This window comes from Rhizobium sp. CB3060 (genome assembly GCF_025200735.1).
GTDB lineage: Bacteria > Pseudomonadota > Alphaproteobacteria > Rhizobiales > Rhizobiaceae > Rhizobium.
Window position 1 is genome coordinate 1,704,402 of record NZ_CP104159.1, and the last position, 15,708, is coordinate 1,720,109.

General features: G+C 62.4%; 1 protein-coding gene. It reads right to left on the reverse strand.

All coding sequences use genetic code 11. The annotated features are described in order from the left end of the window. Positions 1-148: 148 nt before the first annotated feature. Positions 149-15,673 (reverse strand): T1SS-143 repeat domain-containing protein, encoded by a 15,525-nt coding sequence (locus N2601_RS27200; protein WP_260304399.1) that lies wholly within the window; start codon positions 15,671-15,673, stop codon positions 149-151. Between the last annotated feature and the right edge of the window lie 35 nt (positions 15,674-15,708).

The window sequence follows — 15,708 nt, forward strand, 5'->3', positions numbered from 1 at the left end:
ATCCACAACCATCCTTCGCCCGCGCGGTATCATTCCAATCGGTACCGACCGTTAGGACACACTTCACGATCGACACATCGCTGTGGCTTTCATAAAAACGGCGCGTCCGAGACGCGCCGCTTGAGATTTCTATGCCGACGGAAAGGCGTCAGGCGCCGGCGGTTTGCGTATGCGTTGCAAGCTGCTCTTCGTGGTTGTTGAACAGCACGTGGACGGCATCGTGGCCTGTCGGCGCGTAGTTCTGCAACGTGGCGACCACATGGGTTTCCGAGCCGGTGTTGATGCTGATCTTCGTCGAATTGGTTGCGGTGTCGACCGCTGCCGTCATCGACGCGACAGCACTTGCCTCGGTCATGCCCGGATGTTCGCCGACCAGCGCGTTCAGCAGGTTCGAAACATCCAGCTTATCGCCCTCTCCCTTCGGGCTGAAGTCGGTGATGACGTCAGCCATGTTGAGGTTGTGCAGAGCCTGGGCATCGAGCACGAAAGTATCCGCACCGGCGCCGCCGGTCATGGTGTAACCGCCACCGCTCGTCAGCGTGTCGTTGCCGTCGGTGCCGTAGAGGTGGCCGAAGTCGATCTCGGCATAGTCGCCATCATGACCGAGCGAGAAGTCGCCGGCCGAGTAGTCGCCGGTGAGACCGATGCTGGCGGTGTGGGTGCCGTCGGTGACGGTCAGCACACCACCGGTTTTCGCCGCGTTTTCCGCATAGGAGAAGCTGGCGGTCGCGGCGGAGATGTCGCCGAACCGCAGCGTGTCATTGCCGTCGAGGCCGGCGATCGTGCCGGTGAAGGCGGCCGCGTGGTCGATGGTGATCGTAGCCTGGGCATCCGTGCTCAACGTAATCGCCTGGCTGAACGAGCCGCCGATTTCGAGGCCAGCGTGGCCCGACAACAGCGCCGTGCCGCTGCCGCTGACATTGCTCTCGAGATTAATGTTGCCGCCATTCGCCCACAACACGCCATCATTGATGACGCTGCTGTGTATGTCGAGGCCGCCGGTCCCGGTCGCCTCCAGCGTGCCGGTGTTGCTCACAGCGTTGACACCCGTGTCGATGACGAGCGCGTGGCTGCCGTCGGCAATGATCGTGCCTTCGTTGACCAGCGTCAGGTGACCGTCGCCAAGTTGGCCTGCACCGGAGATGGTGTTGTCAACGTTGGTCAGCGTGACCGCGTCACCGCTGCCGAAGATGACGTTGGCCGCATCGTCGGACAGCGTCACCGTGCCGCCGCCGGTCAGCGTGAGGCCGTGCTGCACGATTTCGAAGGCCGTTTCGCTGCCGGTCGAAGAGAGATGGATGCTGCCGGTGTTGTCGAGCGTGCCGCTGAATGGCATCAGCGCACCGTCGCTAAGCACCATGTCGCCAGTATTGTGCGTCACCACGGTCTCGTTGAAGAGGAAGTCGTCTGCCGTAAGAGCCGCGGCGCTGACGCCTGCCAAGGTAATGGTCTCGCCATCGCCGAGCGTGATGACGGCATTGCCCGACGCGTCGGTCGACAGATGGGCCTGAACGTCCGCAAAGCTTGAGAAGCCCGCAAAGCCGACCAGATCGATCTTATCATGCGCCGTATCGAAGTTGTGCACGACGTCGGTGCCGATGGTGTTCGCAAAGACCAGCGTGTCGTTGCCGCTCGATGCGGTGAGCGTATCGTCGCCCGACCAGGCAAAAATCGGCGCACCCTTGGCATAGGCTTCGATGTTGTCGGACACATAGGCCGTGCCGGTCGAGCCATCGGCATTGATCCAGGTCTCGGTGACCTGAAGAACCAGTGCGCCGGTGACGCCATCGGGCGAGGTGACCGTCAGCGACGACGGATCGTTCGTCACCACGGACCAGGTGCCATCGGCATTATGCGTGCCTTCGCTGAGCACCCAGCCGGCGGGAAGGCCAGCAACGGTCAACGTGACCGCGCCGACATGATCCGACGGCGCAGAGAGCGCGAGGTTCATGGCCTCGCCGGAGGTGCCGGCGGGCTTGAAAGCGGTTAAGAAGCCGTCCGCTCCGGAATTGCCGGCCAGGTCCGTATAGCTACTTCCTGCAACCCACACAGACTTCCAACCGTTATTGCCGGCGGTGTAATTCACCGTGTAGACGTCCTGTCCGGAACCGTTCAGGCCAACATGCATGAAGTTGTAGAGCGTATAATTGCCACTGCCCACGATGTCTGACACGTTAAACCCTGACACCGCCTCACTAAAGGTGAAGGTGAGGACGTTCGTTCCGCCGGAGCTACTTTGCGTTATGGCGACTGTCGGCGCCGTCGTATCGATCTTGATATCATAGGCGCCGCTCGTCGACAGCGGGCTGGTGGTGCCCGCATCCGTGAGCGAGGCACGGAAGTTATAAGTCGATCCGTTCGTCAGCGTCGGCGTGGTAATGTCGACATATCCATTGCTGATGTTGGTCGCCGTCAGCGTGACCGCCGAGCCGAGTGCGGTCGTGCCGTTATATAGCTGCACCGTATCACCGCTGACAGCACCGGTTCCGGTCAGGCTGACGCGGATCCCAAGATTGGTGTCATCCGTAACCGCACCATCAGCCAGGTTGCCTTGGATCGACCCGACATTGTCGGCGACACGGCTGATGCTCGGTGCCGATACCGACTCGTTGGTGCCGTGGATGGTCACCACGATATCCTGTGAAGCCGTCCCGTCTGCGGACGTTACAGTCAACTTATCCGTAACTGCCTGCCCGCCGTTCAATGCCTGAACATTCGATGCAGAATTGTTGAGCGTGTAGCCCCAAACACCGGTCGTCGCATTGAAGGTGAACGTGCCGTAGGTGCCGGTCAGCGATGTCGGCGTCTGGAAATGGTTCTGGCCATTGTCGACATCGGCAGTGGTCAGCACACCGTTTGCCGTCAACTGGCCGTCCTCGGTGACCGAACCGGTCGCCGTGCCAGAGATCGAGGCTGCGTCGTTGGTACCATTGACCGTCACAACGACCGTCTGCGTCGTGACGCCACCTTGGCCATCGCTCAACTGAACCGTGAAGCTTTCCTGCGGATGATCCGAAGCCGTCAACGGATCTGCCTTCGACTGATCCAGGGCATAGGTCCAGGTGCCATTCACACCGACGCTCAGCGTGCCGTAAGCGCCAGTGACCGACCCACCATTGACGGTCTGGCCGCTGCCCGCGACTATCGACCACGTCAGCGACGTGCTGTCGACATCAGCCCCGGTCAGATGGCCGGAAACCGAATTGTGAGCGCTGTCGTCGGCAACGCCAACACCAGCCTCTGTCACGGCACCGCTGGCGCTGTCGCCATTGGCGATCGAGATCGTCGGCGCATCGTTTGTGCCGTTAACCGTCACCACGACGGTCTGTGTCGTGACGCCGCCTTGGCCGTCGCTCAACTGAACCGTGAAGCTTTCCTGCGGATGATCCGAAGCCGTTAGCGAATTGGCCTTCGATTGATCCAAAGTGTAAGTCCAGGTACCGTCCGTACCGACACTCAGCGTGCCGTAAGTGCCAGTGACCGACCCACCATTGACAGTCTGGCCGCTGCCGGCAACCACCGACCACGTCAGGGACGTGTTGTCGACATCAGCCCCGGTCAGATGGCCGAAAACCGTGTTGTGAGCACTATCGTCAGCAACACCAACACCGGCTTCAGTCACGGCACCGCTGGCGCTGTCGCCGCTGCCGATCGAGATCGTCGGCGCGTCGTTCGTGCCGTTGACCGTCACCACGACCGTCTGCGTCGTGATGCCGCCTTGGTTGTCGCTCAATTGAACCGTGAAGCTCTCCTGCGGATGATCTGAAGTATTCAGCGAATCGGCCTTCGACTGATCCAGGGCATAGGTCCAGGTGCCGTCCGCGCCGACGCTCAGCGTACCGTAAGTGCCGGTGACCGACTCACTCCCATTGGCAGTCTGGCCGCTGTCCGCAACCACCGACCACGTCAGTGTCGGGCTGTCGATATCCGCCCCGGTCAGATGGCCGGAAACCGTGTTATGAGTGCTGTCGTCAGCAATGCCAATGCCGGCCTCTGTCACGGCACCGCTGGCGCTGTCGCCGCCGGCGATCGAGATCGTCGGCGCGTCATTGGTGCCGTTGATCGTCACGACGATGTCATGGGTCGTTCCGTCAACCGAGGAGACCGTGAACCTGTCGGTCGTGCTCTGGTTCACACCCAGATTCTGCACGGCTGACAGGCTGTTATCGACCTTGTAGGTCCAGCTACCGTCCTCACCGATCGTCAGCGTACCAAGATGCGTGCCGTCAGCGTTTATGGTCGCCGCCTGGATTTTGCTTTCGCCCCGATCCGCATCGTCGATCGTCAGCGTGCCGCTTGCCTGCAGATAGCCGTCGGCGGAAACGCTGAGGTCTTCCGTGACGGCGCCGCTATCGGCGCCGCCGATCTCTGCCGCGTGATTGACATGGTCCACAGCGATGGTGAAGGCGCCTGTACCCAACGTCACCGAGTCACCATCGGAATCCGTGGCCTTCAGGTATTGCGAGAAGTCGAGCGTCTGGTCCTTGGCACCGTCGATCGTCTGGTCAAGCACGAACGTGGCGTGGCCGCTGCTGTCGACGGTCAAAGTGAAGACCGTGACGCCTCCCGCCGAGCCGGTGATCGTATGCCCATCCGTGCTGTCGAGCGTGATAGCCGCACCGTTGTACGTCAACTCGGTGCCGCCTGTCAGAGTGCTGGAGGAGGTACCGGCTGCGACGGCGTTCGCCGACCAGGTCAACGGGCTGTCGGCACCAGAGTTAACCAGTGAGGTCAGTTCCGCCGTCGTCGTTGCGGAGTGTTCGGCGGCCGTCACCACGCCATTGTCGGAGACGGTTGCGGAAATCCCTGTACCGGTCAGCGTCGGCGCGTCGTCGGCGATATTGAACGTCAGGGTCTCCTGAGCCGTTTTGCCGTTCATGTCCGTCACCGTATAGGTGAACTGATCCGTATCTCCCGATGCGTTCGAGCCAGCATGTAGCAGCGTGTAGGTATATGCGCCGTTCGCGTCGATTACGAGATCACCGTAGGAACCGTGGATCGTCGTCGTCTGGCTGTCCGGAGCCGTTTGATCGACGCTTACCGGCGCGCCGTCGGCACCCGCGACGCTGGTGATGTGCGGATTATCCAGGGTGCCCAGCGCAATGCTGCCCGTGGCTGTCAGTTCAGAAGGCTGCGGGTTGGAGCCGCCCGAAAGATTGGCCTCCGACAGTGGCGTTGCATCGATCGTCGGAGTGAAGACCGTCGGAGCGATGACAGCGGACGTCGTCTGCGTCGCGACATCGCTGAAGCCCTGGCCATCCGTATAGCTCACCGTCAAGATCAACGAATGCCCGACATCGGCACTCGTCACCGTGTAGGACGATGCGGTTCCGAGAACCGTATGGGACTGATCGTCCGCCCAGCTCCACGCATAGGTCAGACCGGACTGCCCGTGATCCGGGTCGTCTGTTGCGATCGCCGCGTTCAGCGTATCGCCTGCGACGACCGCATTGCCGGTATGCGTCGTCTGATCGGCAATCGAGACCTTCGCCGTGCCATCGTCAACGGCAGTCACGGTAACTGTCATCGTATGGGCGGTTGACGTATCCGCACCGCCATTGGCCGTGCCGCCATTATCCTGCACCGTGAAGCCGAAGTTCGCGGTTTCGGTCGCGCCGGCAAAGTCTGACGAAGGCGTGAAGTGAAGTGTTGTCAGCGCGCTCGCGGCGATGTGCTGACCGACCGTGACGGCCGTCCCGTCGAGATAAAGCGTCCCACCCGTCGGAAGGCTGGTGATGGTGACGGATTTCAGGGTATTGCCGTCGATGCTATCGCTGAAGGCGAAATCCTTCGACGAGAAATAGTAGGCCGCATGTTCGCCGGTGGAGACGCTTCCGTCCGCCGTGGTCGGGGCATGGTTGACGCCGTCGACCCTGATGGTGAAGGTGCCGTTGGTTTTGCTGCCGTCGCCGTCGGTGACGGTATAACCGATCGAGAGTATCGAAGAGTGGCCAAGCGGCAGGGCATCCAGTGCGCTGCCCGGCGCAACGGTCACATGACCGGCGTCAATCGTGACCATGGACGTGCTCAGCGTCGACCCGGCGAGATCTCCATTGGCGCTGACGCTGTCGACATGGATTGCCCCGCTCTGGGCCGCTCCGTCGGCGCCGAAGGCGATGGTTCCGGAAGCCAGTGCGAAGGTCGCGCTGCTGTCGTTCTCATGCATCGATCCGACCAGAATGGTGCTTGCTATCGGCTTATCATCGGTAATGTTGAAGGTCAGAGTGGCAGTCTGGCTTTCACCGTCAATCGGCGCGTCGCTGACTGTGACGGAGAAGGCGTCGTGGTTGCTCGCCCCGCTCGTGGTGCTGGTCAGCGTATAGGTATAGTTGATGGCCGTCGTAGTGACGCTGAGGATGTGCAGCGTTCCGTAGGCACCATGAATGGTGGCATTGGTATCGCCATTGGCGATTGTGGCGCCGACGTTGAACGTATGGCCTGCGATTGTCACCGTCGAAGGTGCATCGCCTGCAGTGATTGCGATGCTACCGGAATGGACGTTGGCGACGCCAGCCGCCCCCGTACCACCCGGCAAGCCGCTTTCGCTGACGCTTGATACCAGGCCGGCCGAATTGATTGTCGGAAGGCTGTCCGTGGCCGACTGCACGACGATGGTGACGGAGCCGCTGCCCAGGGTGACAGCATCGCCGTCGAAATCCGTCGCCGTAACGTATTTCGAGAAGTCGAGCGGCAGCGTTTTGCCGCCGTCGATCGCATGGTAAAGGCCGAATGTGGCGTGGCCGCTCGCAGGATCGACAGTCAACGTGAAGACCGTGACGCCCCCGGCCGAGCCGGTGATCGTGTGTCCATCCGTGCTGGCGAGCGTGATGGCCGTGCCGTTGTAGGTCAGCCCGGTACCGCCCGTCAGGTTCCCGGAAGACGTTCCAGCGGCAACCGTGTTCACCGACCAGGTCAACGGGCTGTCGGCGCTGGCGTGAACGAGCGAGGTCAGATCTAGCGTTGTCTCAGCAGGATTGCTTGTGGGCGTCGTGGTCGTGTCGGTGACATGGATGTTGTCGACCGTGACTGTCAGCGAGTTGTCATGCGGATCGATCTCGAGCGACGTCAGTTGCTTGCCTTCGAGCGCCGTGCCGGCGGCCGAGAAGGTCGTACCGGTAGTCGTCACCGAATAGGTGTTGCCATTGGCATCGGTGCCGATGATCGTGACGGTCTTGGACGACGCGCCTTTGTGGTCAAACACACCTATATCCATCTGGGCGAGGACAAAGGTCGTCCCCGTGTTGGATACGAGCACGATATCGCCCCCCTTGGACGACGATTCCACATGGCCGTCGCTGACACTGCCCTCGCTGACCGTCAGTTTGGCAGCCGAAGGGTTCACCGTGTCGAAATCGACGGTGTAAGATCCCGTCGTCACCAAGGGAGCATTGATCGCCGTCTCCGAGACGGTCGCGGAAACCGAGGCATGATCAACCAGCGTCGGCACATCGTCGATCAAATCGACCGAGAAGCTCTGCGTGCCGCTCGTGGTGTCGCCGTCGCCGTCATGTCCGGCAACCTGGAAGGTCAGCTTGATATCCGAGAGGTTGCTTTGACCGTTGACGTCGTCGAGCGACTTGTAAAGCGTGAAGTCGTAGGCGCCGCTGGCGTGGCCGCTGTCCTGAGACAGGACAACCTTGAAGACCCAGCTCGACTGGTCGGCGGCATTGCTGCCGGTGTAGGCGATGAGCGTCATGCCGTCGCCGCTGAGCGAGTAGGACAGCGCATGGCCGCCGGAGCTGAGCTTGGTCGCATCAAGCGTCTGATTATTGCTGTAGCTTGCGGTGAAATAGCTGCCGTTCGAACCCGCTACGAAGGTAGCAGCATGGGCGGCCGGGCCGTCAGCGCCGAAGGCGAGATTGAGCGCAACCGCACCAGTGCTGATGCCGGAGGGCGACAGCGAACCCGAATTCGTCAGAAGGTCATGCTCGGCAAGTGTCTTTGCCGATACGGCACCGCCGATCGACGGGCCGTCATCATCGAAACGAATGCTGCTGCCGATGGAAACGGACTTGGCGACGGTGTCACCGTCGCTATCGGTCGCGCTCAGCACCGCCGAGAGCTTGCCGGTGAGATCGACCGTATCACCGTCCGACTTCGACGTATTCGGGTTGGCGAGCGACATGTACTGGGCGATGCTGACCTTGCCGCTGTTGTCGAGGCGGATCGCAAAGGCGATCTCGCCGTCGGCGATCTTGCCAACAACCGTGCCGTTGGCGAGCTGCGAGAGCATGATCGCCTGACCAGCAGTCGTCGTCAAGCCGGAGTCGGCATTGTCGATATGAAGCGTCAGGCTGCTCGTCGTACCCGACGCATCGTCGGCACCCATCGAGACCGCCGGCGAGACGACGTTGTGCTGAGCGTAGACCGTCGACATATCGGGATCGTTGCCGCCGGTGATGCCCGCAAACAGGCTCTTGACCGCATTGCTGGCGTTGACGTCGTTGTCGCCACTGCCGCTCTCGTCGATCGTAATCGAGCCCGTGAGGGCCAGATCGACCTTCGGCGTGTCATCGACGATGGTGACCTTCAAAGCGCCGGTCAGCGTCACGCTGTCGCCGTCGCCGTCGGTCGCCTGGATGACGGAACCGAAGTCGATGGCCGAGATCGAGCTATTGCCTGAGCGCAGGTCGTTGCCGGGACCAGCGACGTTGTCGAGCTGATCGTACTGCTGGAAGGTGAAGCTGCCGTTGCCAGACAGCGACAATGACAGGACCGGGCGGTCGAGGACCGGGTTGTAGCCGCTGTGGTGGTCATTATCGACATAGCCGATGATCACGTTGTTGACGACCGCATAGGAGAGCGCTTCGCCACCCGAAGTCAGATGCAGAGCGGTAAGCGTCGACGCCGCATTGGCGGTGAAGCTGAAGCCGCCACCGACCGCTGCGCCGTCGGCACCGAAGGAAACGGTGGAAGCAACGGAGCCGGATACCGTGGCCGCAAAGCCGAAACCGAACAGTGCCGGCTGCGAAGACGATCCGTCATGCGTGCCATCGAGCGCGCTGTTGCCATGCGACAGGAGATTGTAAATGTCGCCCTCGTCGGCCTTGACAGCAACGGTCGTGCCGGAAGCAACCAGGACGTCGTCCGTGATGGCAATCGCCAGCGAGCCCTTCGCTGTATCGCCGTCGCCATCCGTGACCGTGAAGCCGAAATTCAGCGTCAGGCTGTCTTCGGTCGTCGACGACGTCGAATGAACAAGCGGCGCATCCGCGGTGAAGCTGTAGGAACCGTCCGAATTGATCGTCAGAACTGCAACGGTGGCATGGCTGGAGGCGCCGGTTGCCGTCCAGGTCGTCACACCGTTCGCCGCAGACGACGTCCAGGAAACGGCTTCCTGGTGGCCGATGCCGTGGCTGTCGAGGTAGATCGCCTTCAGTGTCGGCAGGCTGTCCATCGACACGCCCTTGACGCCATCGGCACCGGCGGAGAACAGAGCTCCTGCGTCGCCATTGATCGTCTTCGCGTCGGCGGCGCCGTCCAGGTTGCCATGTGCCTGCGCGTCGTCGTTGAGCGGCGTCGAGGTGGCATCGACCTTATAGGCGATTGGTGCGTCGTCCTTGACTGTGACCGTCAGCGAGCCGCTGGCCGTATCGCTGTCACCATCGGTGACGGTGAAGTTGAAGGTCAGATCCTGCGTATTTTCCGCGGCCGCATGGACGACCGGCGCACTGAGCGTGAAGCTGTAGGAACCATCCGTGCCGATCGTGAGGGTCGCGACCGTCTGGCCGCTGTCCTTGCCCGTCGCGATCCAGATCGTCTCGCCGCCCGCCGCCGTCGTCGGGCTGTCCCAAACGACCGACTCGACATGGGCAAAGCCGTCCTTGCCGGTATAGATGGCGCTGAAATCCGTCGTCGCTCCGAGCGTCACCTGATGGACGCCATCGGCGCCGCCCGAAAAAAGCGTGCCGCACGTGCCGCTGACCGTGTCGGTATCGGTTACGCCAACCGTGTCGGGATTTCCGCCCTTCAGCGCGTCGTCGTTCAGCGTCACGCTGGTCACAGTGACGGTATTTGCCAGCGGTACGTCATCCGTAACATGCAGAGTCAGCGAGCCGGTCGATGTATCATTGTCGCCATCGGTCACCGTGAAGGTGAAGGTCAGCGACAAGCTTTCTTCCGTCGTGCCGGAGGTCGGGTGGACGAGCGGCGCGCTGGTGCTGAACGTGTAGGAGCCATCGGCATTGATGGTCAGCGTGGCGACGGTGTCGTGATTGGCGCTGGAAGCAACCCAGGTTGTCGCACCGCCGGAAACCGTCGGCTTGCCCCAGGTAACGTCTTCCTGCTGTGCGAACCCGTTGGCGTCGACATAGATCGTCTTCAGAGCCGGAAGGCTGGACTGATCGATCGAGACGCTTGCAGAACCGTCGGCGCCAGCGCTGAACAGGGCGCCGGCAGCGCCCGAGACGCTATGCGCGTTGGCGTCGTTGGCATCCAGGTTTCCGCCGATCTGAGCATCGTCATTCAGCGGCGAAACAGTGTTGTCAATCGTCTGAGCAATAGGCTTGTCGTCGGCGACGGTGATGGTGAAGCTGTTCGTGGCGGTGTCGCCGTCGGAATCGGTTGCCGTGTAGCCGAAGGTCAGCGTGATGGCGTCCGAACCCTTGGCGTCATCGAGCGACTGGACCAGCGTAAAGTTATAGTGGCCGTTGTCGGTATCCGAGACCGTCGCATAGAAGACGATGTTCGAGCCAACCCCACCCTCGCCATTCATCACGGCCGTTGGAGCAGTCTCGCCGGTGTAGCCAACCAGCGTGCCATCGGCCAGCAGTACTGTATGTACGGCCAGACCATGCGAGCTCAGCGCTTCGCCGTCCTGGCCCGTCGCCGCAACCGAGGCATCGGTGAAGGCGACCGAGCGGTCGCCGGCGCCGCCATTGTTGGTGTTGGCGTTATCGGCACCCCAGGAGATGTTGAGCGAGCCGGTGGTGATGGCATCGGTCTCGACATGCGGGGTCTCGTTGCCGCTCGCCAGCGCGCCTTCGGTGACCGAGCCTGCATCGCCGGTCGCAGCGACAGGCTTGTCGTCGGCGACGGTGATGGTGAAGGTGTTTGCGGCGGTGTCGCCATCGGAATCGGTTGCCGTATAGCCGAAGGTCAGCGTGATGGCATCCGAACCCTTGGCGTCGTCGAGCGACTGCACCAGGGTGAAGTTGTAGTGGCCGTTGTCGGTGTCCGAGACCGTCGCATAGAAGACGATGTTCGAGCCAACCCCGCCCTTGGCATCCACGACCGCCGTCGGAGCGGCCTCGCCGGTATAGCCGACCAGCGTGCCGTCAGCCAGCAGTACCGTATGAACGGCCAGACCATGCGAGCTCAGCGCTTCGCCGTCCTGGCCCTGCGTCGTGACCGAGGCATCGGTGAAGGCGACCGAGCGGTCGCCGGCGCCGCCATTGTTGGTGTTGGCGTTATCGGCACCCCAGGAGATGTTGAGCGAGCCGGTGGTGATGGCATCGGTCTCGACATGCGGGGTCTCGTTGCCGCTCGCCAGCGCGCCTTCGGTAACCGAGCCTGCGTCGCCGGTGGAGGCGACAGGCTTGTCGTCGGCAACGGTGATGGTGAAGGTGTTTGCGGCGGTATCGCCGTCGGAATCGGTTGCCGTATAGCCGAAGGTCAGCGTGATGGCGTCCGAACCCTTCGCATCATCGAGCGACTGCACCAGCGTGAAGTTGTAGTGGCCGTTGTCGGTATCCGATACCGTAGCATAGAAGACGACGTTGGTTGCGGAGGTTGCCGTCGGAGCGGTCTCACCGGTGTAGCCGACCAGCGTGCCATCGGCCAAAATCGCCGTATGAACCGCAAGACCATGCGAGCTCAGTGCCTCGCCATCCTGGCCCTGTGTCGTGACCGAGGCATCGGTGAAGGCGACAGACCGGTCGCCGGCGCCGCCGTTGTTCGTGTTGGCGTTATCGGCACCCCAGGAGATGTTGAGCGAGCCGGTGGTGATGGCATCGGTCTCGACATGCGGGGTCTCGTTGCCGCTCGCCAGCGCGCCTTCGGTGACCGAGCCTGCATCGCCGGTCGCAGCGACAGGCTTGTCGTCGGCGACGGTGATGGTGAAGGTGTTTGCGGCGGTGTCGCCATCGGAATCGGTTGCCGTGTAGCCGAAGGTCAGCGTGATGGCGTCCGAGCCCTTCGCATCATCAAGCGACTGCACCAGCGTGAAGTTGTAGTGGCCGTTGTCGGTGTCCGAGACCGTCGCGTAGAAGACGATGTTCGAGCCGACCGCGCCCTTGGCATCCATGACCGCCGTCGGAGCGGCCTCACCGGTATAGCCAACCAGCGTGCCATCGGCCAAGAGCGCCGTATGAACGGCCAGACCATGCGAGCTCAGCGCTTCGCCATCCTGGCCCTGTGTCGTGACCGAGGCATCGGTGAAGGCGACAGACCGGTCGCCGGCGCCGCCGTTGTTCGTGTTGGCGTTATCGGCACCCCAGGAGATGTTGAGCGAGCCGGTGGTGATGGCATCGGTCTCGACATGCGGGTTCTCGTTGCCGCTCGCCAGCGCGCCTTCGATAACCGAGCCTGCATCGCCGGTCGCAGCGACAGGCTTATCGTCAGCAACGGTGATGGTGAAGGTGTTCGTGGCGGTATCGCCATCGGAATCGGTTGCCGTGTAGCCGAAGGTCAGCGTGATGGCATCCGAACCCTTGGCGTCATCGAGCGACTGCACCAGGGTGAAGTTATAGTGGCCGTTGTCGGTGTCCGAGACCGTCGCATAGAAGACGATGTTCGAGCCAACCCCGCCCTCGCCATTCGTCACGGCCGTTGGAGCAGTCTCGCCGGTGTAGCCAACCAGCGTGCCATCGGCCAGCAGTACTGTATGTACGGCCAGACCATGCGAGCTCAGCGCTTCGCCGTCCTGGCCCGTCGCCGCAACCGAGGCATCGGTGAAGGCGACCGACCGGTCGCCGGCGACGCCGTTGTTGGTGTTGGCGTTATCAGCACCCCAGGAGATATTGAGCGAGCCGGTGGTGATGGCATCGGTCTCGACATGCGGGGTCTCGTTGCCGCTCGCCAGCGCGCCTTCGGTGACCGAGCCTGCATCGCCGGTCGCAGCGACAGGCTTGTCGTCGGCGACGGTGATGGTGAAGCTGTTCGTGGCGGTGTCGCCATCGGAATCGGTTGCCGTGTAGCCGAAGGTCAGCGTGATGGCATCCGAACCCTTGGCGTCATCGAGCGACTGCACCAGGGTGAAGTTATAGTGGCCGTTGTCAGTGTCCGAGACCGTCGCGTAGAAGACGATGTTCGAGCCAACCCCGCCCTCGCCATTCGTCACGGCCGTCGGAGCGGTCTCGCCGGTGTAACCGACCAGCGTGCCGTCAGCCAGCAGTACCGTATGAACGGCCAGACCATGCGAGCTCAGCGCTTCGCCGTCCTGGCCCTGTGTCGTGACCGAGGCATCGGTGAAGGCAACCGAGCGGTCACCGGCGCCGCCATTGTTGGTGTTGGCGTTGTCAGCACCCCAGGAGATGTTGAGCGAGCCGGTGGTGATGGCGTCAGTCTCGACATGCGGGGTCTCGTTGCCGCTCGCCAGCGCGCCTTCGGTGACCGAGCCTGCATCGCCGGTCGCAGCGACAGGCTTGTCGTCGGCGACGGTGATGGTGAAGCTGTTTGCGGCGGTGTCGCCATCGGAATCGGTTGCCGTGTAGCCGAAGGTCAGCGTGATGGCATCCGAACCCTTGGCGTCATCGAGCGACTGCACCAGGGTGAAGTTATAGTGGCCGTTGTCGGTGTCCGAGACCGTCGCATAGAAGACGATGTTCGAGCCAACCCCGCCCTCGCCATTCGTCACGGCCGTTGGAGCAGTCTCGCCGGTGTAGCCAACCAGCGTGCCATCGGCCAGCAGTACTGTATGTACGGCCAGACCATGCGAGCTCAGCGCTTCGCCGTCCTGGCCCGTCGCCGCAACCGAGGCATCGGTGAAGGCGACCGACCGGTCGCCGGCGACGCCGTTGTTGGTGTTGGCGTTATCAGCACCCCAGGAGATATTGAGCGAGCCGGTGGTGATGGCATCGGTCTCGACATGCGGGGTCTCGTTGCCGCTCGCCAGCGCGCCTTCGGTGACCGAGCCTGCATCGCCGGTCGCAGCGACAGGCTTGTCGTCAGCGACGGTGATGGTGAAGGTGTTCGCGGCTGTATCGCCGTCGGAATCAGTTGCCGTATAGCCGAAGGTCAGCGTGATCGCGTCCGAACCCTTGGCATCATCGAGCGACTGCACCAGCGTGAAGTTGTAGTGACCGTTGTCGGTATCCGATACCGTAGCATAGAAGACGACGTTGGTTGCGGAGGTTGCCGTCGGAGCAGTCTCGCCGGTGTAGCCGACCAGCGTACCATCAGCCAGCAGCGCCGTATGAACGGCCAGACCATGCGAGCTCAGCGCGCCATTGTCCTCACCCGTCGCCGAAACCGTGGCATTGGTGAAAGCGACCGAGCGATCGCCGAGGCCGCCCTTGTCGGTGTTGCCGCCGTCAGCGCCCCAGGAGATGTTAAGTGAACCAGTGGCGGTCGCGGCGCCGGTGTCATGGGTCAGGGCTGCATTACCAGCAGACAGAGCTGCTTCGGTAACCGAACCCGCCGTACCAACGGCCGCAACCGGCACGCTGTCCGTGATATCGACGGTTGCGACAGCCGAAACCGTATGGCCGCTCGTGTCGGAGACCGTATACCGAAATTGAAGTTCAAGCACATCGCTGGCCGAATTGGCGCCGCGGGGATGGTCGAGGGCAGCGAGCTGGGTGAAGGTGTACGCGCCAGTCGAGGCGTTGAATACCAGCGTGAAGACAGTGACGCCATTCGCGACGCCGGTGACGGTCTGGCCGCTCTGGGTGACGACAACGGGAACGCCGCCGGAGGTCAGGCCCGATAGCTGCTGCGTACCGCTGCTGGTGATTTCTGCCTCGCCGACCAGCGTGACAGTGGTGATCGAGGCATTATTGCCGCCGAAGCCGAAGCGGCCGGTGCTGCTTGTCGTGAGGAAGGCGCCAGTGCTGCTGCCGCGTTCGATCAGCGAAGCTGTTTCGGTCGCCTGCTGAAGGATAAAGGGAACGCGAGTCTGGGTGCCAGACAGATTGCCGCCGTTCCCGTTGCCACCTATGTCGCCAGGACCGAGCAGACCAATCAGATTAAGCGGCGTGCGGGCATTCGGGGCCTGGCTGTCAGTGAACTGGTGGCCGGAATCCGTGCTATTGCCGGCGTGAACCGAACCGTCAGGACCTTCGGCGACGTTGATGCCCTGCTGCTGCAGGGCAGCGACGATGGCCTGCTGCGGCAGCGTGACTTCGCCGATCAGGAAGGTCGGGACGTGCAGCGCGCCGTTGATGATGACGATGCGCGTGCCGTCGGCCTGGATGAGAACGAGGTTGCGCCCCTCGACGTGAATGTCGTCGATCGAGGTGTTCGGCGGCAGGTGGACGACGTTGCCATTGTCGGGCACGATTTGGATTGGCTGACGGGCATCGGCGTTTTGCGGCTCGTTGGCGGCAAGGCGCTCGGTCTTGCCGTTCGCCTGCTGCTCGGCGGCCTGTGCCACCTCAAACGCGGCGACATCAGCATTCTGCGACAACGGCCGAGACGCATTGATGTCGGCTGCAAGGCCTTCGTTCCGGTCGCCCGATACGAGATCGTTCGAAACCGCTTCGTGGTCTACCGTCGAAATGCGCGAATCTTCCATAAGTCTAACTCCCGGTGTCTCGTAATTTGACGGCA

Excerpts from the sequence above, each read along its gene's own strand:
- N2601_RS27200 (WP_260304399.1), bottom strand. The coding sequence starts at position 15,673 with ATGGAAGATTCGCGCATTTCGACGGTAGACCACGAAGCGGTTTCGAAC.